Source organism: Candidatus Margulisiibacteriota bacterium (assembly GCA_041650635.1).
Lineage (GTDB): Bacteria > Margulisbacteria > WOR-1 > JAKLHX01 > JBAZKV01 > JBAZKV01.
Genome location: JBAZKV010000006.1, coordinates 28,722 through 45,959, shown reverse-complemented (window position 1 = coordinate 45,959; position 17,238 = coordinate 28,722). Strand labels below are relative to the sequence as shown.

21 protein-coding genes are annotated in these 17,238 nt (G+C 48.6%); 5 read left to right on the top strand and 16 right to left on the bottom strand.

Annotated features, from left to right (window positions below; genetic code table 11):
- Positions 1-107: 107 nt before the first annotated feature.
- The 8 genes from WC490_02740 to rplU all read right to left on the bottom strand — a co-directional run bounded on the left by WC490_02740 (position 108) and on the right by rplU (position 6,816).
- Positions 108-1,220, bottom strand: coding sequence for a hypothetical protein (locus WC490_02740; GenBank protein ID MFA5097527.1), 1,113 nt, complete (start codon positions 1,218-1,220; stop codon positions 108-110).
- Between the two features lie 103 nt (positions 1,221-1,323).
- A complete protein-coding gene (gene dapB / locus WC490_02735; GenBank protein MFA5097526.1) occupies positions 1,324-2,001 on the bottom strand; it encodes a 4-hydroxy-tetrahydrodipicolinate reductase in 678 nt (225 codons plus the stop codon).
- An 8-nt stretch (positions 2,002-2,009) separates the two neighbouring features.
- Positions 2,010-3,272, bottom strand: a complete 1,263-nt coding sequence (locus WC490_02730; protein MFA5097525.1) for a pitrilysin family protein — start codon at positions 3,270-3,272, stop codon at positions 2,010-2,012.
- A 4-nt stretch (positions 3,273-3,276) separates the two neighbouring features.
- Positions 3,277-3,885, bottom strand: coding sequence for a nicotinate-nucleotide adenylyltransferase (gene nadD, locus WC490_02725; protein MFA5097524.1), 609 nt, complete (start codon positions 3,883-3,885; stop codon positions 3,277-3,279).
- Positions 3,882-5,132, bottom strand: coding sequence for a glutamate-5-semialdehyde dehydrogenase (locus tag WC490_02720; GenBank protein ID MFA5097523.1), 1,251 nt, complete (start codon positions 5,130-5,132; stop codon positions 3,882-3,884). The genes nadD and WC490_02720 overlap by 4 nt, the downstream gene beginning before the upstream one ends.
- Positions 5,129-6,241, bottom strand: a complete 1,113-nt coding sequence (proB, locus tag WC490_02715) for a glutamate 5-kinase (protein MFA5097522.1) — start codon at positions 6,239-6,241, stop codon at positions 5,129-5,131. The genes WC490_02720 and proB overlap by 4 nt, the downstream gene beginning before the upstream one ends.
- 19 nt (positions 6,242-6,260) lie before the next feature.
- Positions 6,261-6,497, bottom strand: coding sequence for a 50S ribosomal protein L27 (rpmA, locus tag WC490_02710; protein ID MFA5097521.1), 237 nt, complete (start codon positions 6,495-6,497; stop codon positions 6,261-6,263).
- 10 nt (positions 6,498-6,507) lie between these two features.
- The gene (gene rplU, locus WC490_02705) at positions 6,508-6,816 is read right to left on the bottom strand and encodes a 50S ribosomal protein L21 (protein MFA5097520.1); all 309 of its coding nucleotides are present in this window, start codon (positions 6,814-6,816) and stop codon (positions 6,508-6,510) included.
- A 100-nt stretch (positions 6,817-6,916) separates the two neighbouring features.
- Between rplU and infC the strand changes: the two genes are divergently transcribed.
- From infC to WC490_02685, 4 genes are read left to right on the top strand one after another with little or no spacing between them, the layout of a single operon-like run.
- Positions 6,917-7,408: a translation initiation factor IF-3 gene (gene infC, locus WC490_02700; protein MFA5097519.1), complete on the top strand. Its 492-nt coding sequence runs from the start codon at positions 6,917-6,919 to the stop codon at positions 7,406-7,408.
- A gap of 19 nt (positions 7,409-7,427) precedes the next feature.
- The gene (gene rpmI / locus WC490_02695; protein MFA5097518.1) at positions 7,428-7,634 is read left to right on the top strand and encodes a 50S ribosomal protein L35; all 207 of its coding nucleotides are present in this window, start codon (positions 7,428-7,430) and stop codon (positions 7,632-7,634) included.
- 15 nt (positions 7,635-7,649) lie between these two features.
- A complete protein-coding gene (gene rplT, locus WC490_02690) occupies positions 7,650-8,003 on the top strand; it encodes a 50S ribosomal protein L20 (protein MFA5097517.1) in 354 nt (117 codons plus the stop codon).
- Between the two features lie 2 nt (positions 8,004-8,005).
- Positions 8,006-8,497, top strand: a complete 492-nt coding sequence (locus tag WC490_02685) for a bifunctional nuclease family protein (GenBank protein ID MFA5097516.1) — start codon at positions 8,006-8,008, stop codon at positions 8,495-8,497.
- A gap of 493 nt (positions 8,498-8,990) precedes the next feature.
- Here WC490_02685 and WC490_02680 read toward each other — a convergent pair whose 3' ends face one another.
- Genes WC490_02680 through WC490_02665 form a run of 4 tightly spaced genes read right to left on the bottom strand, consistent with a single transcriptional unit; the run spans position 8,991 to position 10,556 of the window.
- Positions 8,991-9,419 carry a hypothetical protein gene (locus WC490_02680; protein ID MFA5097515.1) on the bottom strand — a complete coding sequence of 143 codons (429 nt, stop codon included), beginning with the start codon at positions 9,417-9,419 and terminating at the stop codon, positions 8,991-8,993.
- A complete protein-coding gene (locus tag WC490_02675) occupies positions 9,416-9,859 on the bottom strand; it encodes a prepilin-type N-terminal cleavage/methylation domain-containing protein (protein ID MFA5097514.1) in 444 nt (147 codons plus the stop codon). The genes WC490_02680 and WC490_02675 overlap by 4 nt, the downstream gene beginning before the upstream one ends.
- Positions 9,838-10,131 (bottom strand): hypothetical protein, encoded by a 294-nt coding sequence (locus WC490_02670; protein MFA5097513.1) that lies wholly within the window; start codon positions 10,129-10,131, stop codon positions 9,838-9,840. Before WC490_02670 ends, WC490_02675 begins: the two co-directional genes overlap by 22 nt.
- Positions 10,128-10,556 (bottom strand): type II secretion system protein, encoded by a 429-nt coding sequence (locus tag WC490_02665; GenBank protein MFA5097512.1) that lies wholly within the window; start codon positions 10,554-10,556, stop codon positions 10,128-10,130. Before WC490_02665 ends, WC490_02670 begins: the two co-directional genes overlap by 4 nt.
- 414 nt (positions 10,557-10,970) lie before the next feature.
- On the opposite strand from WC490_02665, the gene WC490_02660 reads away from it, so the two are divergent.
- Positions 10,971-11,666, top strand: coding sequence for a hypothetical protein (locus WC490_02660; GenBank protein MFA5097511.1), 696 nt, complete (start codon positions 10,971-10,973; stop codon positions 11,664-11,666).
- Between the two features lie 63 nt (positions 11,667-11,729).
- Here the strand turns inward: WC490_02660 and panC are convergent, their stop codons facing one another.
- Genes panC through mutL form a run of 4 tightly spaced genes read right to left on the bottom strand, consistent with a single transcriptional unit; the run spans position 11,730 to position 17,182 of the window.
- A complete protein-coding gene (panC, locus tag WC490_02655; protein ID MFA5097510.1) occupies positions 11,730-12,569 on the bottom strand; it encodes a pantoate--beta-alanine ligase in 840 nt (279 codons plus the stop codon).
- Positions 12,570-12,574: 5 nt separating this feature from the next.
- Positions 12,575-14,836 carry a type I DNA topoisomerase gene (gene topA, locus WC490_02650; GenBank protein ID MFA5097509.1) on the bottom strand — a complete coding sequence of 754 codons (2,262 nt, stop codon included), beginning with the start codon at positions 14,834-14,836 and terminating at the stop codon, positions 12,575-12,577.
- Positions 14,837-14,849: 13 nt separating this feature from the next.
- Positions 14,850-15,476, bottom strand: a complete 627-nt coding sequence (locus WC490_02645; protein ID MFA5097508.1) for a DUF374 domain-containing protein — start codon at positions 15,474-15,476, stop codon at positions 14,850-14,852.
- Positions 15,473-17,182, bottom strand: a complete 1,710-nt coding sequence (gene mutL / locus WC490_02640; GenBank protein ID MFA5097507.1) for a DNA mismatch repair endonuclease MutL — start codon at positions 17,180-17,182, stop codon at positions 15,473-15,475. Before mutL ends, WC490_02645 begins: the two co-directional genes overlap by 4 nt.
- Between the last annotated feature and the right edge of the window lie 56 nt (positions 17,183-17,238).

Sequence of the window (17,238 nt, the reverse complement as noted above, 5' to 3'; positions counted from 1 at the left end):
ATCTGGTCCGGTGATCAACAGGCGAGGCACCGGCTTGTTCCCGGGCCTGCCCCCTTCTATATGTATATCGGCCTTTCCGTGGAGAGATTTCAGGCTTTTGTTCAAGATCAAAGCCCCAATTGATAGAAAATATTTCCCCAGAGATTGGTCTGATCCGACGGAAAAGCTCCGATGTAATAATTAGGTGTCTGTGCCCATGCCGGTTTTTGCAAGCTGGAAGCCATTTTATGGCTGTAATCGTCCATGCTGGGGATGATACATTGCCCGAGATTAACGCCGACCCCGCCTATAAGAGCAAAAGAGATAGCTCCCATGTCATCATAGCCCCTCTGCAGGGCTTCGAGCCTGTGCGCAAGGATCCTGCCTGCTGTGCCTAAGGCATCCAAAATTCCCAAGTCCCGCCCATCCGGAATTCCTTTAGAAAGAGCGGCTGGCACATCTTCAAGCTTCAGTTCACGGCCTGCAAATTCAGATATAAGTTTCTGCAAAGAAGGCCCTTTAATTACCGATTCCATGCAATAATTTTCGAAGTGGGCCGGAGAAAGATTGGGAGTAACCTGGCAGCCGCATGATGCCGGTATGCTCATATCCGGCATCCCGAGAGCATTTAATAGGGTGCGGCTCATCAAAAAGTGCCCCGGCTCAAAAGCTCCCGGGACCTTGGCGATCCCGTTGCCTCTTTTTTGATAAAGCCTTCCTCCTATGCCGTTTCCCCAGATGAGCGCCATGCCCAGGTCGCCGTCTTTAAGGCGTGCCAGGGCTCCCTGAGGGCTGAATTCGGCATATGCGCCCGATTCGCCGTCATTGATGACAGTTACTTCTACACCCCTGCCGCAGTTTTCTCTAAAAAGGCCGCTGACAGAACTTGCGAACGGGATGTGCCTTTCCTCGACCCCGACATGATTGGTGAGCTTAACAATGGTCCCTCTTCCAGTGTCGACAGGCCCCGCAAAAGAAAACACGCAGGAACTCTGCTCCGCCGGCATTGTTGCTTCGGCAAAGACATAGCAGTCCCGGATCAGATCGGCAGAATTTGCATATCTTTGCTCTATCCGAAAGGCTTCTTCCAGAACAGGCCTTCTGCCAGCTTCCAGCCTAAAAACCCCCGATCTTACTGTGCCCCCGCCTATATCAAAAGTGGCGATCCTGTCCCCTTCATGAAATCTCGGTCCTCTTGCACCCAATGCACATAACACCGTAGCCCCGACGCTTTCTACCATAGTAATTCTCCTTTTTGACCGATCACGGATGTATATCGATGCAATATTTCAGGGATTTCAGTATAATCCCGATCGCGGTAGAAGTTAGGTAGAGGAAAAAGCTCTACAATATATTCTCGAGCCCGTAGGTCAGGCCTTTGAGCAACTTGATCTTTTTTGCGGCAAGTACTACACCGGGCATAAAACACTCCCTGCCCGTGGTTTCATGCTTGATAGTGAGGGTCTGTCCCAGGCCGCCAAAGATGACCTGCTGGTCGGCTACAAAACCAGGCAGTCTTACGCTGTGGATGGGAACATCCTTTATGCCGGAGCTCTTTTTCATCATATCCGCGGTCTTAAGCGCTGTTCCGGAAGGGGCATCAAGCTTTTGGTCGTGATGCAGTTCTATTATTTCGGCCTTAGGCATATATTTGGCCGCGTCGGAGGCGTACTTCATCATGAGGACGGCCCCGACGGCAAAGTTGGGGGCCACCAGGATGTTCACTTTGTTGGTGCTGCACAGGTCCTTTATCTCGGCAAGGTCATTTTCGGTGATGCCGGTAGTTCCCACTATCACATGGCATTTGTTCTGTGCCGCGGTCCTTATGTTGTCCATGGCCGACTTTGGGATAGTAAAATCAATGACGACATCAGGCCTGGACTTTTTGATGGTCCCTGCCAGATCGTCGCCAAGGTCTGCCTGCGCCACAAGTTCAAGCTCGGCTTCTTTTGAGACAGCCCTTATGACCTCCCGGCCCATTTTTCCCTTAGCGCCGTTAATGAGCACCCTTGTTCTTTCCATACTGCTAATTATACCTCTATTTTCTTTATTGGCAATTCGTCAAAATCGCCTATCACAACCAGCGAAAGCTGTTTGTTGTCATAATGCCGGGCGGCCATTTCCATTATTTTGTCCGGAGTAACTGCATCGATCCGGCTCAGCACCTCATCTATCGTCAGGACTTGTTCATAATAAAAGTGTGATCTTGCCATATAATTCATCCTGCTGTTGCTTGCCTCAAGGGACAAGACGAGGGATCCTTTTATGTACTCCCTTGAGCGCTCAAATTCTGCTTTTGTTATGCCGTCCTTTTTTAACTTTCTTATCTCGTCCAGGATCAGCTCTACCGTTCTTTCAAAGTTCTCTTTTCTTGTTCCGGCATAAATGCCGCACAGCCCCGCGTTCTTAAAGCCGTGGTTAAATGAGAATACCGAATATGCCAGGCCTCTCTTTTCCCTTATTTCCTGGAACAGCCTTGAGCTCATGGAGCCCCCCAACACATTGTCCAGGAGGGAGAACGCATACCGGTCCGGGTCGGTCTGAGAAACGCCGTTGGCGCCGATTATCAGGTGGACCTGTTCCGTCTTCTTCTTTTTCAGTTTTATGCATGGGGACGGACTTGCAGGTTCAAGGTCCGGGGTTTCAAAGTTCCCGCTGTACCCGGAAAAAGAGGACGATACTATTTTTAGTGCTTCTTTAGGTTTGATATTTCCCGCAATGGAGATGATAAGGTTTTGGGGAGTATAGTATTTTGTTCTGAATTCAAGTATCTTATCCCTGTCAAGGGACTTTACGGTGTCTTCGGTGCCTATGGTAGTGTTGCCAAAGCCGTTTCCGGGCAGCATAGAAGAAGTAAAGATATCGTGGATCTGTTCATCAGGGGCATCTTCGTACATTTTGATCTCTTCAAGGATGACATGCCTTTCCACATCAAGATCTGCGGCTTCATATTTTGAATTCAGGAAAATATCTGACAGAACATCTGCGGCCACATCAATATGTTTGTCCTGCACTATGGCGTAGTAAACCGTGAATTCCTTTCCGGTAAAGGCATTAAGCCTTCCGCCTACTCCGTCAAGCTCCTGTGCTATCATGGCCGCGGTCCTTTTTTGCGTCCCCTTGAAGGTCAGGTGCTCAATAAAGTGGGAAATGCCCATCTCTTCGAGGGCCTCGCTGGAAGAGCCCACCCTGCACATAAGGCCCATGCTGACCGACCTTAAAGAGGGGATCTCTTCCGTTAAAAGCGTGATGCCGTTGTCAAGTATGGATGTTGTGGCGTTGGGAAGGCGCATCTTGTTATAAGTATAGCCTATTTTCCGTGATATAGTCCTTAACTGCGCCGGGAACAAATTTTGAGATGTCTTTTTGTTTTCGGAGCCTTTCCCTGATGTCGGAAGAAGAGATCTTCATGTTTAGTTCTATCAGCTCTATTTTCCCCTTGTTAAGCGCAACGGGAGGGAATTTCATGATCCTTCTGAAAGTCTTGATCTTTGCCCCCGGGCGCGTGGCCACGATAAAGCGGCACAGTTTAAATAGCTCGAGCGGTTTTTTCCAGTTGAGAATGTCATTTATGGAATCAAGGCCCATTATGTAGTAGAGCTTTGTCCCTGCCCCGTATCTCTTTTTCAGCTTCGAGAAGGTATCCACCGCGTAAGAATAGCCCTTTCGGTTGATCTCGATAGCCGACACTTTAAAGTGTCGGCTGCCATTCTTTACCGCCAGCCTTACCATTTTCATGCGGTGCTTTTTTGACGCGAGGTTCCTAGTGCTCTTGTGGGGCGGAAGGCCGGTCGGAACAAACACCACCAGATCGAGTCCGGCTTTTTTTGCGGCGGTTTTGGCAAGGCTGAGGTGCCCTTTGTGGGGAGGGTTAAAGGTGCCCCCCAGGATACCGAGCTTTTTCATTTCCTGACCTGTCCCGAACCTGTGATCACATATTTGTAGCTGGTCAGCTCGTTCAATCCCATGGGGCCCCTGGCATGAAGCTTTTGCGTGGAAATGCCTATCTCAGCTCCAAAGCCGAACTCTCCGCCGTCGGTAAAGCGCGTGGAAGCGTTCACATACACGGCAGCCGAATCAAGTTTTGAAGTGAACAGACGGGCTTTTTTTCTGTCCCTCGTTATGATGGTTTCGCTGTGGCCGGTGCCGTATTGAGTTATATGCTCTATGGCCTCATCTATCCCGGCAACGACCCTAACTGCCAGGATCAGGTCCAGATACTCTGTCTTCCAGTCCTCCTCGGAGGCTTCTTCCAGTGAGGGGTCTATCCTCCTTGTTTTGCTGCAGCCCTTTATCCGGACGCCGGCCTCTTTAAGGCGCTTTATTATAGAGGGCAGGAAACCTGCGGCTATCTTTTCGTCAACAAGAAGGGTCTCTATGGCATTACAGACCGAGGGCCGTTGGACTTTTGAATTAAATATGATCTCCCGCGCCATTCTCTGGTCGGCACTTGCTTCAACATAGGCATGGCAGTTGCCGACACCTGTTTCAATTACGGGGACCCTGGATCTTTCCACCACCATGTCTATAAGTCCGGCGCCTCCTCTTGGGATCGCGCAATCAATATATTGCCGCAGCGACAAAAGATCTTCGACCGCTTTTCTGTCCGTTGAATTTATCAGGGAAACAGCGCCATCTGGTATCCCGCAGGAGGAGGCGGCCTTTGAAATAAGGCCCGCAAGAAAGATGTTGGAATTGACGGCGTCAGAGCCTCCGCGCAGCACCACGCAATTCCCGGATTTAAGGCAGAGAGCGGCCGCATCAACGGTGACATTGGGCCTTGCCTCATAGATGATCGCTATAACGCCCAGAGGCACGCGAACTTTCTTTATCCTGAGCCCGTTGGGCCTTTTCCATTTGCAGATGACCTCTCCCACGGGGTCTTTTAGCCCCGCTACCTTTTTTAATCCTTCCGCCATGTCTTTTATCCTGGCTTCGCTTAAGGAAAGACGGTCTATAAGAGCTTTTGAAAGGCCTTTTGCTCTTGCGGCTTCTATATCCTTCTTGTTGGCCTCAAGAAGAGCTTTGCTCGAAGACAAAAGCGAGGAGGCCACTGCCAAAAGCGCGGCATTTTTTGTTTTTGTATCCATAACGGACAGAGCCATCGCGGCTTTCTTTGCCGCGGAGGCTTTTTCTATAGCTTCAGAGCTCACAGTATCACCATATTATCCCTGTGCACTACCTCTTCCCCCAAGGAGCCTTCCTCTTCCTTTTCTATTTCCGAGGTCTTGAGGCCTTTTATCCTTGCCAGCTGCTCGCTTGTATAGTTTGTTAAGCCCCTGCCTATCTCTTTTTTGGAGCCGTCAAGTATGCCTATGACCTCGCCGGTGCCAAAACGGCCTTTTATTTCTTTGATCCCGACCGCAAGCAGGCTTTTTCCTCCTTCGAGCAGGGCTTTGCATGCCCCTGCGTCAATAACTACCTGTCCGGCCGGTTTTTTGCCGTGGGCTATCCATCTTTTTTTGCTCTCCATCCTTGAGAGCTTGGGAACAAAAAGGGTCCCTTCTTCATTTCCGTCAAGCACAGAGGTAATGACCCCCTCCTTTTTGTTGTCGGCTATGACCATGGGGATCCCCGCGTTAAGCACTATCTTTGCGGCGTCGAGCTTGGTGGACATGCCGCCGGTCCCCAGAAGGGTAGAGCTGCCTTTTGCCGCAGATCCTATCTCTTTTGTTATTTTGTCCACATAAGAGAGGAGTTTTCCATCCATAAAAAAGCCCTCGACATCGCTTAACAATATCAAAAGGTCCGCCCCTATCAGGCTTGCCACCAGAGCGCTGAGGTTGTCGTTATCGCCTACCCGGATCTCATCCGTTGCCATGGTGTCGTTCTCGTTGATAACGGGAACGGCGCCGAACTTGAGCAGCTGAAGAATGGTGTTCCTTGAATTAAGATATCTTTCCCGGTCCTCCATCGCGTCCCTGGTCAGAAGCACCTGTCCTACCGCCAGGCCAAAAGCTCCGAACGCTTTTTCATACTGGGTAAGCAGCAGGTTCTGGCCTATCGCGGCGGCGGCCTGTTTTTCGGGGATAGAACACACCGCTTTGCTGCGGCCCAGCTTCTGCACCCCGGCAGCGATCGCCCCCGAAGACACCAGCACCACCTGTTTTTTTCTTCCGGACACGATGTAGTGGACTTCCTGGGCCAGTTTTCTGAATTTTTCGCCTTCAAGACAGCCGGAAGTGTCAGTTATAGAGCTGGTTCCTATCTTGATAACGATCAAATTGGAGTTGCAAAGGTCCTTACGGGGAAAAAGAGACATGGTATAGAATTACCCCCCTTTACGGGGCTATGCTTACGCTTCGCTTGCCGAACACTACCCTTCCGTCCGAAAGGGCGAACAGAGTATCGTCCTTTCCTATCCCTACATTGGTCCCGGGAAGGAACTTGGTGCCCCTCTGCCTTAGTATGATAGAGCCCGCGGTAACATGCTGGCCTCCGTAAGTCTTTACTCCGAGCCGCTGTCCGTGCGAGTCCCTTCCGTTGGTAGATGTCCCGCCGCCTTTTTTATGTGCCATGGGTCCTCCGCTATGATATGCTTTCTATCCGGATCCTTGTATACTTTTGCCTGTGACCTTTGGTCTTGTGATAACCGGTCTTTCTTTTGTACTTAAAGCTGATCACCTTTGCGTCCTTGACCAGGTCCAGGACCGTGCCGCTGACTTTGGGGCTTTTAAGATAAGGGGTCCCGACTTTTATCTCGCTTCCGTTAACAGCCAAAAGGACCCTGTCAAAGACCGCCTTATCGTCCTTTTGCTGGCCTGTCAGTTCCACATCTATAATATTGCCGGGTTCAACCTTGTATTGTTTGCTGCCGGACTCGATTATCGCATACATGATATTTTTACTCTAGCAAATAATACCGGAGTTGTCAACCGAGGCGGCATTTGATATAATCATTCTATTCGGAGGGTTTGGCATAGCAGGAAGATATTATGTGACGAACGAAAGCATCCGCGCCCGGGAGGTCAGGGTCATAGACCATGACGGCTCGCAGGCGGGGGTGATGGGGACCCGTGAGGCCATAGAGAAGGCAAGGCAAAACGGTTTTGACCTTATCCTGATATCTCCAGATGCCAATCCGCCCGTCTGCAGGATAGCCGACCTGGGCAAAATAAAATACGAAGCCCAGAAGAAAGAAAAGCAGTCCAGAAAGACAGGCAAGGCGGGCCAGGTAAAAGAAGTCAAGATGGGGCCCAAGATAGGCGAGCACGATTTTAGAGTGAAAGCCGAAAGGGCTCAGGAATTCCTAAAGAAAGGCTACAAAGTCAAGGTGACGCTCCACTTCAGGGGAAGAGAAGCCACCCATCCTGAAATAGGAAGAAACCTGCTCAGAAAGATGGCCGAGGTCGTATCGGACAGCGGCGCTCCCGAAGGCAGCTACAAGCAGGAAGGCCGAAATCTGGTGATGATGGTCTCGCCGAAATAAAAGGATAGAGGGAAATAAAATGCCAAAGATGAAGACAAGGAAATCGGCCGCAAAAAGGTTCAGTTTTACCGGGACCGGCAAGATACGCAGAAAAAAAGCGTATAAAAGACATCTGCTGGAGCAGAAGACCTCAAAACAAAAGGGCAGGCTTTCTAAACTGGTACTGGTGTCTGACACCGATGTCCGCAGGGTAAGAGCGATGATCCCCGGTTATAAGCATTTATAAGAAAGGCGTCAAAAAATGGTAAGGGTCAAAAGAGGCAATGTAGCAAGAAAAAAGAGGAAAAAGGTCCTCAATAGGGCAAAGGGTTTTAGGGGCTCCTTAAGAAAGATGTTTCGGGCCTCAAAACAGGCGGTATACCACGCTATGTCCTATGCCACATCAGACCGCCGCACCAAAAAAGGCGATTTTAGAAGACTGTGGAATGTAAGAATAGGCATTGCAGCGAAAAAGGAAGGGACCTCTTACAGTGTCCTGATGGGAGCGTTGAAAAAAGCAAAAATAGCCATAAACAGAAAAATGCTAGCCGATCTTGCCGTGTCGGATACCGGAGCTTTCAAAAAGATAGTAGAGGCCGCACTGGGGAATAAATAAGCATGATCGAGATGGAAGTCGGCGGCCTCGGCTTTGACCCCAAGAACCTGTCCCCTCTGGTCCTTCTAAAGGACAAAGAAGAACTAAATTTTTTGCCTATCTGGATAGGGATATTTGAAGCCACCTCCATAGCCATGGAACTGCAGCAGGTTAAGGCCCCAAGGCCGATGACGCATGATCTTTTGCTTGATGTCTGCGCCCGGCTGGGGGCCAAGATCAATAAGATATCCATAAACGAGGTAAAGGACGGGACCTTTTTTGCCGTTATCGACCTGGAAGCAAAGGACGGCAAAAAGATCCTGATAGATTCCAGACCCTCGGATGCCATAGCCCTTGCCGTGCGGTCAAAGGCCCCGATCTTTGTGGCCGAGGTCGTGATGATGCAGGCAAAACTGGTCAATGCGGAAAAGGATGCCGAAGAAACAAAAAAATTGAAGGATTTTATCGACAACATGAAACCCGAGGATTTTACGCAGTATTATAAGAAGGATTGATAATACCCCTTCGACGGATTATTCCTGATATATGCCCTGATCCTGTATAATTCCATATCGTTGCGTATTATCCTGTCGTGAAATGACCGTTGCCACGAAAAAAATGAATGTCCCGCAATGTGGACCATTTTGGATGATGTTGTTTTGAACGCGCCGATGATATCATGCAATGGTTTGGTGGTGTTCGTTTGTAGATGTCGGTCGCGACCGACATCTACCATTCGTTCACATCGGATATCATTATCAATTTGCACGACCCCATGAAAATGATCCGGCATTACGACATATTCATCCAAACGGATATATTGGTATTGTTTTGCCAACCATTCCCATTGATTTTTTACAATGACGCCGCAATCGGATAACACAACATTTCCATCACGGATCTTTCCAAACCAGGGATACCGGTATTTCGTGCAGATTGTGATGTAATAATACCCGTTCCGGGCGTAATCAAATCCTTTTTTGCGCCGTTGCGGGTTCCGGAATGCCATTAGAACCTCTCCCATCCCGTCTTTTTAAAAGGGACCGAATAATCCATCCTTAGAAAACAGAAATATTTGCTTTCATCTATTGAATTGCCGATGAACCCGACCGAATAAACCCGGTTTTTTCCTTGTTCCTTTATGACCTTGAAGCCCCCGCGCCCGAACCTGAATGTCTGCCCCTTTGACCCGGCGACAAGCCATTTTTTGTCATATTCGGCGTGCGAAGGGTCGGTAAACCAGCCTGGGTCATGAGCGAGCTTTACCTTGGATATTTCGAGCCCTGATTCGGCAAGGTAAAAACACCTCGTGCCGTTCAGTCTTTCCATGTTCATTCCTATCTGTAAAAGGCGGAGCCTGGCGCCTGCGGCAAGGCACATCATGCAGACGGAGACGGCAAAAAGGCAAAGAAGCAGTATCGAGCCTTTGTTGCTCAATTTCTGCACGAGGCTTCAAGGGTTAAAAGCAGTTTTGATCTCTTGGGGCCGATAGTTGTGATCACATTTTTCGTGCCCGGGTAAGAAAAAGAAAGGATCTCTATAGTATTGTCCGGGTTGAGATAAGACGCCGCGGTGTTTTTTGTCCTTCTGACTTTACCAGCCGTAAGATCGTAGGAGACCGAATAGGCGTCAAAAAGTAGAACAAGCCTTGCGGTAGAAGACGAAGCGCTGATACCTTTTGATGATCTAATTTCTCCGCAGATAAGATCAAGAGAGGATACGGCATTTATAAGATTTTCCTGCTTTTGAAAGGTCTTGTTTTCATGTCTCACCGCAGAATACATAAGCCCGACCAGCGGCAAGGTTATTATAGAGACAAGGCTCAAGCTGACCGCGAGCTCAATAAGGGTAAAACCTAGAACCTTGATATTGCGCATTCTACTGAATAACCTCCTTTGGAGATCTCGATCGACTTGGTGTCCGGATCAACCTTTTTTACCGAGATACCAGCGGAATCTTTAATGGTTTCAAAAGGAATGCTCCTTAAGCTTTCAATAGCGGATTCAATACTGACCAGATCGCATAGGGTATTTTCGCCTCTTTTGCGGATAACTGGGTCACTTGTTACAAATATAAAAAAGGACGAGAAGAAGGCAGAGATGACGCAGGCAGAAATGATGACTTCTATCAAAGTAAATCCTGTTTTCATTCTATCCTTATCCTTCCGACGGAAGATAGTATAACTTTTGCTGCTTTTCCCGTAAGGCTTTTTATTTGAGCGGTCCCGATATGCCCGGGGCAGGGGAAACCGCTGCTTGAGAACCGGAAATTGACGGGTTTTTCAAAAAAAATGCTGTTGTTTAACGGTTCTGAGCGTTCTTTTACAAAGCAGTCTGTTTTGCTGTCAAAATAGCTGATGGTATATAAATATTTCTCGCAATTAAGTTCATAAACGGCCCCACGCTGGCAGGCCCTTTGCTTAATATTGTTAAGATCCCCCAATAGTTGATGCGCAAAAGTTCTGATAGCAAGGCTCTCTTTTAACGGCCGTATCTGTTCTATAGAGAAGCCCAGTACCGTAGAGATCACGCAGACAATCAGGATGAGCTCTATCAATGTGAAGCCTTTTGTCATGATAAAGGGGGTAGCAATTCTGGCGCCAGGGGGGGCGCAAAACACCCCTCACCCCTAGCCCCTCTCCCATAGGGAGAGGGGAATACAATCAGAGTGCTGGATTTTTCAACACCATCAACAGCGGTCAGGCGCAATTCTAAAAAAGAATGAAATATCCGCCCGATATTATCGATGAATTCATAGGTTAGAATGAAAATATTGCCCCATTCAAAAAATAATGTGGAGACAAAAAAGTCAAATTCTGCAAAAAGCGGAGTTTTTTATTAAAGAGCTTAAAATAGGAGTTAAATATTTATGACAAATGTACAAGTTCCCAAAATCCGTGTTATATCCCCGTCTGTCGGTGTTGGCAGGATGCGAGCGGCGACAAAAGATGATATCAGGGACTTTGTACTAGCTTCCGGCGGGCTGAAAATGGACCGGCCCTATTATCTTGATGAAGCAGCCCGCACGCCGGCAAATGTGTTGCTTTCTGTTCTGCAGCTTTTTCCGAAAGTGCTTTATCAGCCGTCTACCTGGACAGTTCATAAAGATAGCTGCTATTATTACGGAGCTTTTGTTAAAAAGCATGATGAAACAGTCCTTGGGATAGGGACTGTATCACCAGATGCATTTTCTGTTATCAAAGGTTTTTTTGATGAATCTACTTCTAAAGCGCTGACAGAATATGCGGTCCCGGTCAAACCGGCTCAGCTTACCGGCTGGGTGCTTTGGGGCAATGTATGGCAGCTTGACCATTCATGGAAGGGATCGGTCAGATTAATGGAGAAGTATACCAGTAAAAGACCTTCATTTGCCGGCCTTAAACGCGTAAAACCCGGGCATATTATTGAACACCCTGCCGGACTTTTTGTGGATCAAAAAGGCGCATTGGTGCTGCGGCAGGCTTCCCTTAAAGGGGATGCTTCGATCTCTGAAATGCTTGGCAGCCTTAACGGTCTTGTCAGGTCCGAGGAATGGCTGGTGTCAATTTATAACGCACTCTTCAAACAGGGTTTTGATGCGGCAAAGGCATTGAATCCGTCAACGTATCCGGACGGTGTATCAGTGAATCTGTATACCGGGAATGTATCTTGCTTGCACGTGGTCAGGTGCATGCACGGGGTTTGAATGGCCTTCGGGCAGATCTTATGAAGTTGTTGACTCCCTCTTCATCGTTGCCTGTATGCAGGATCAGGCGGTGATGTTGTCTATGAGGCGGGTCCTTCCCAGATAGGCGGCAAGGACTATTAGAGTTTTTCCTTTGATCTTTTTGATCTTGTCCAATGTTCCCGGGTTGCGTATATCAATATAATCGATATTAAACATTTTTTCTTTCATTATCGTGGCCCTGATCTTTGCAATAATTCTTTGTGCATCTCTTTCCCCGTTCTTGACCAAGCCTTTTGCCATCTTTAATGAACGGTAAAGAACAGGAGCAATCTTTCTTTCTTTAATCGAAAGATAAGCGTTCCTTGAGCTCATCGCAAGACCGTCTTTTTCTCTTACCGTTGGAACAGTGATTATTTTGATCTCCATATTTAGGTCTCGGACCATTTTTCTTATTATTGCCTGCTGTTGAAAGTCTTTAGCGCCAAAAAAGGCCATATCCGGCTTAACTATATTGAATAGTTTTAAAACTATCGTCGCTACTCCTCTAAAATGGTCCGGCCTTGAATTCCCGCACATGATCTTTCCAAGGTCTGCTACCTCAACAAAGATCTTGTATCCTTGCGGATACATGGATTTATTTGACGGCAGAAAGATAAGATCCACGCCTTCTTTTTTTAGAAGAGCCCTGTCTTTCTTAATATTTCGAGGGTATTTAGTGAGATCTTCCTTGGGGCCGAATTGCGTTGGATTGATATAGATGCTGACCGCAACTTTGTCGCAATGTTTTTTAGCCGTTCTTACCAGGGTGAGATGGCCTTCATGAAGAGCTCCCATGGTCGGAACAAAGCCGATAGTATATTGTTTTGACTTTAGGCCGGCGCAGATAACGGACATTTTTTCCGGGGTACTTACGGTCTTCATCTTAATTATTCCTGTGTCTTATAACCGCACTTTTTGGAGCACTCTTTGGTAACGGAGCTCTTTGTGCGCTTTTCGACAAGAAAGGCGCCGCAATCGGGGCAGTTCTCCGCGATCGGCTTGTTCCAGATGGCAAATTTGCATTTGGGGTAGTTTGAACAAGCAAAAAAGGTCCTGCCTTTTCTTGTTCTTTTTTCTACAATATCCCCGCCGCAGTCCTTTTCGGGGCATTTTACTCCGGTCTTGTTTAGGATGCTTACTATGTTCTTGCATTTAGGATATCCGGTGCAGGCCAAAAAGCTCCCGAATCTGCTCCTTTTGACCTTCATCGGCTTGCCGCACTTGGCGCAGACCTCTTTAGATTCCGGAACTATCGCTCCTTTTGAATCAAGGTCCTTGGTGTTCTTGCATTTTGGAAAAGCGCTGCAGGCAAGAAAGGAGCCGTACCTGCTCTGGCGAACGACCATGGGGCTGCCGCATTTTTCGCAGACCTCGTCCGTTTTTTCCTCCATTTTCACTTTCGGCATTTCTTTTGCGGCTTTTTCCAGCGTCTCCTTGAATGGAGAATAGAATTCTTCCATCACGGCCACCCAGTCAATCTTTCCCTCAGCTATCTCGTCAAGTTCGTCCTCCATGTGGGCTGTGAATTTTATGTCCAGCACCGTGGGGAAATGTTTAACGAGCAGACCGTTGGTTATGATGCCGAGCTCCGTGGGCTTTAGCGCCCTTCCTTCGCGCACCACATAACCCCTGTCTATTATGGTCCCGATTATCGGGGCATAAGTACTGGGACGCCCTATGCCTTTTTCTTCCAGAACTTTTACCAGCGTTGCCTCGGTGTAGCGCGCGGGGGGCTGCGTAAAATGCTGTTTGGGCTCTATCCTGTCCAGGGTCAGTTTTTCGCCTTTGTTAAGCTCGGGCAGCAGGCCGGTCTTTTCTTCCCCTTCTTCGTCCCTGCTTTCTTCATACACCGCCAGAAAGCCGTCAAATTTTATCACGCTTCCCGTAGCCCTGAAGAGATAGTCCCCCGCTTTTATGTCTGCGCTTGTTTGGTCCATTGCTGCCGATTCCATCTGCGAAGCGACAAAACGCTTCCATATAAGGCCGTAGATCTTGAACTGTTCCGGGCTAAGTATGTTCTTAAGCGACCCGGGATCCCTCAATACCGAGGTTGGCCGGATGGCTTCGTGCGCGTCCTGGGCGCTTTTCTTAGTTTTGTATACCCTGGGGCCGGGAGGAAGATATTTTTCCGAATACTTTTGCGCTATGAACTTTCTTACTTCAGAAAGGGCGCTGTCGGCTATTCTTACAGAATCGGTCCTCATATAAGTGATCAGCCCCACATGTCCCTTGTCCTTGAGGTCCATGCCTTCGTAAAGCCTTTGCGCTATGCTCATAGTCCTTTTTGCAGGATAGCCGAACTTTCTAAAGGCTTCCTGTTGGAGAGTGCTTGTAATGAAAGGGGCATAAGGATGTCTTTTCTGCTCTTTTTTCCTGACCTCTGATACCTCAAACACGGCTCCTTCCAGATCTTTCAGGACCCTGTCGGCGGCTTCCTTCGTCTCTATTTTTATCTGCGCGCCGTCCTTTGAATGTACGGATGCCGAGAAAGGCTCAAGAGAGCCGGGCTTTTTGAGGAAGGCGGTGATGCTCCAGTATTCCTGTGCCGTAAATCTCTGGATCTCTTTCTCTTTTTCAACTATCAGCCTTACCGCAACGGACTGGACCCTTCCGGCCGACAACCCTTTTCTTACTTTTTTCCATAGTATGGGGCTTATCTTGTATCCCACAAGCCGGTCAAGTATCCTGCGGGCCTGCTGGGCGTTGACCCTGTTCATGTCTATATGGCGCGGGTTGCGCACCGCTTCAAGCACGGCCTCTTTGGTTATCTCGTGAAATTCTATTCTTTTAACCTTGATCTTGGGGTCTATGGCCCCTGCTATGTGCCAGGCTATTGCCTCTCCCTCCCTGTCCGGATCGGGCGCCAGCAGGACCAGTTTTGAGGACTTTGCGGCTGCCTTAAGGTCCTTTATGACCTTCTCTTTTCCCTTAATGGGGGCGTAAAGCGGTTTAAAGCCGTTGTCAACATCAACAGCCAGGGACTTGACCGGCAGGTCTATCACATGACCGCCGCTGGCCTTGACGCTGTAGGCGCCTCCAAGAAATTTTTCAAGCGTCTTTGCCTTGGCGGGCGATTCCACTATTATCAGGTTTGCGGGCACGGTTCCCTCCTTGAGCGCTGCTGCGGGCTTTTTTGAATATATCAGCAAAACCGGAAAGTTGTCAACTTTTCAAAAAGGCGGCGGCCTTTTCTTCGGCAAGGAAGATCGCCTTTTCTAGAGACATGGCAGTGCCGTCATCCTTGTAGTCCATATCAACATGAACAGCTACCCTGGAAAAGGGAAGGGGAATAAAATATTCGTCCCATCTAAAAGGAATGACGAGCCTCCTTTTTGCGGCAACGCCTACCGGAACGATCTTTTTTCCTGACCTTTTGGAAAGGAAAAAGACCCCCGGTTTTATTTTGTACGCCGGGCCTTTGGGTCCGTCAACCGCCAGCATCAGGCTGTAGCCTTCTTTTAGGATGCCAAGGAGCTTGATGGCGGTAAGGGATGCCTGGGATGGGTTTTCGGTGAAAGGTACCTGAACTATCCTGATGTCATAAACCTCCACGGCTTTGGTAAAAATATCTCCCGGGCCTCCCTTTGCCGTGAGCACCGCTGTCTTTTTTATGGGGTTGGCCTCGAACAGGCAGAAAGAAGCCCTGTGCCAAAAAGCAAAGATCGAATTATCGTTAAGACCGCTGTAGCCGCTTATCCTTATGTCGAGCGTCCTGGAAATGCCAGTCATAAGCAGCCTTAGCAGCATGGCCGCGCAGAATTTAACGGCCGATGATATTGGCTTGATCATCTTTTGAACATGGATGCGATCTCAGTATTTGAAAGCCTTGCTGCGGACGGCCTTCCGTGCGGGCAGGTTGTTGGATTATCCAGACAAAAAAGCTCGCTGATCAGGTTGCTCATTTCTGTGTTGTTAAGCTCGTCGCCAGCTTTGACCGCGGAGCGGCAGGCGGTAAGTTTTAGCAGCTTTTCCCTGGTTTCCTGTGCGCTTAAGGGCTTTGCCCGTAAAGAGAACTCTTCGATAATGTCCTCTATCAGTTGTTTTAGGTCCGCTTTTGTCGCTTCTGAGGGAACGGCTTTTACCCTTAGGCTGTTCTTTCCGAATTCCTCTATCTCAAACCCAAGTTCGCAGAAGAGGCTTTTTACCGACCCAAAGACCGAAAAGTCCTTTGCCGACAGTTCGATGAGTTCAGGGATTAGAGCGCACTGCGAAGCGTTCGTGCCGGGCTGTCTTTTTTTGAGTTTTTCATAAAGGATCCTCTCGTGCGCGGCGTGCTGGTCCACTATTACAAGGCCGTCCTGGTCAACGCATACAATGTAAGTCCTGTCCAACTGAAAGACGGGGCAGGGAAATGACGGCTGAGTTTTGGAAGGCTGCATTTGATCGAATGCGGCCACAGGCGCGGCAGATGCCGCAGCAGTTCCCGTGTTCTCCATCCAGACCTGCTGCATCTGTCCGGTCCATTTTTTCTCTTCCCTGAATGCATGTGAAGGGGAGGAGATCAGCTCAATGGGAGAGGCGCCTACCAAAGCCTGCCTTGCTGCTTCGCTTATTTCCAGAAAGACCTGTTTGGGCTTGGAAAATTTGATCTCTTTCTTGGCCGGATGCACATTGACATCGATCTCTTCGGGCTCTGCTTCAAGGAACAGTACCCCCAGGGGGTGTTTGTCCCCGGGAATGAGCGAATAGTAGGCCGCCTCAAGCGCTCTGGAAAGCTGAAAATTGTTGACAAGCCGATTGTTCACAAAATAGACCTGATATTGACGGTTGCTTTTTAGCGCGGATGGTTTGCTGATATATCCCCTCACATATTTTTCTTCAACCGGCACAAGGTCATTTAAAACAGCTTCTCCCCAGACCTCGGCTATTGCTTCGTCAAGCCTGCCTCTTCCCTGGAAAGAAAAGACCGTCCTGCCGTTAGAGATCAGTGTAAAGGAGATGTCCGGGTGCGACAGGATGAACTTTGATACGGTGTCGATGATGTGCGAGGCCTCTGTTGTGTCTGATTTAAGGTATTTGAGCCGGGCAGGGGTATTAAAGAACAGGTCTTTTGCGATGACGCTAGTCCCCTTTGGGCAGCCAAAGCCCTTTTCTTCGACAATCCTGCCTCCTTCTGCCTGTACCCTGCACCCCATACCCCGCACCCCATCATTTGTGATCAATTCCAGTCTTGATATCGATGCTATAGAAGGCAGCGCCTCACCCCTGAACCCCAGGGTGCGGATATTGAAAAGGTCATCGATCTCCTTTATCTTTGAAGTGGCATGTCTTTGAAGCGACAGTACAGCTTCTTCAAAAGACATTCCGCTCCCGTTATCCGTTACCCTGATCAGGCTCTTTCCGCCGTTGTGGACCTCTATCTCTATTCTTTTTGCTTGGGCATCTATGGAGTTTTCTACAAGTTCTTTTACCGCCGAAGCCGGCCGCTCTACCACCTCGCCCGCGGCGATCTTAGAAATAAGGTCGTCTTTTAAAATGTTTATCCTGTTTTTCATGAAATCAGGGCTCTTTTTTTGGGATAGATAAGTAGACTAATTTTATCACATATTGT

Bases quoted from the DNA above. Each gene is read 5' to 3' on its own strand.
- WC490_02740 (MFA5097527.1), bottom strand. From the start codon at position 1,220: ATGGTAGAAAGCGTCGGGGCTACGGTGTTATGTGCATTGGGTGCAAGA.
- dapB (MFA5097526.1), bottom strand. From the start codon at position 2,001: ATGGAAAGAACAAGGGTGCTCATTAACGGCGCTAAGGGAAAAATGGGC.
- WC490_02730 (MFA5097525.1), bottom strand. From the start codon at position 3,272: ATGCGCCTTCCCAACGCCACAACATCCATACTTGACAACGGCATCACG.
- nadD (MFA5097524.1), bottom strand. From the start codon at position 3,885: ATGAAAAAGCTCGGTATCCTGGGGGGCACCTTTAACCCTCCCCACAAA.
- proB (MFA5097522.1), bottom strand. From the start codon at position 6,241: ATGTCTCTTTTTCCCCGTAAGGACCTTTGCAACTCCAATTTGATCGTT.
- rpmA (MFA5097521.1), bottom strand. From the start codon at position 6,497: ATGGCACATAAAAAAGGCGGCGGGACATCTACCAACGGAAGGGACTCG.
- rplU (MFA5097520.1), bottom strand. From the start codon at position 6,816: ATGTATGCGATAATCGAGTCCGGCAGCAAACAATACAAGGTTGAACCC.
- rpmI (MFA5097518.1), top strand. From the start codon at position 7,428: ATGCCAAAGATGAAGACAAGGAAATCGGCCGCAAAAAGGTTCAGTTTT.
- rplT (MFA5097517.1), top strand. From the start codon at position 7,650: ATGGTAAGGGTCAAAAGAGGCAATGTAGCAAGAAAAAAGAGGAAAAAG.
- WC490_02685 (MFA5097516.1), top strand. From the start codon at position 8,006: ATGATCGAGATGGAAGTCGGCGGCCTCGGCTTTGACCCCAAGAACCTG.
- WC490_02675 (MFA5097514.1), bottom strand. From the start codon at position 9,859: ATGCGCAATATCAAGGTTCTAGGTTTTACCCTTATTGAGCTCGCGGTC.
- WC490_02670 (MFA5097513.1), bottom strand. From the start codon at position 10,131: ATGAAAACAGGATTTACTTTGATAGAAGTCATCATTTCTGCCTGCGTC.
- WC490_02665 (MFA5097512.1), bottom strand. From the start codon at position 10,556: ATGACAAAAGGCTTCACATTGATAGAGCTCATCCTGATTGTCTGCGTG.
- WC490_02660 (MFA5097511.1), top strand. From the start codon at position 10,971: ATGGACCGGCCCTATTATCTTGATGAAGCAGCCCGCACGCCGGCAAAT.
- panC (MFA5097510.1), bottom strand. From the start codon at position 12,569: ATGAAGACCGTAAGTACCCCGGAAAAAATGTCCGTTATCTGCGCCGGC.
- WC490_02645 (MFA5097508.1), bottom strand. From the start codon at position 15,476: ATGATCAAGCCAATATCATCGGCCGTTAAATTCTGCGCGGCCATGCTG.
- mutL (MFA5097507.1), bottom strand. From the start codon at position 17,182: ATGAAAAACAGGATAAACATTTTAAAAGACGACCTTATTTCTAAGATC.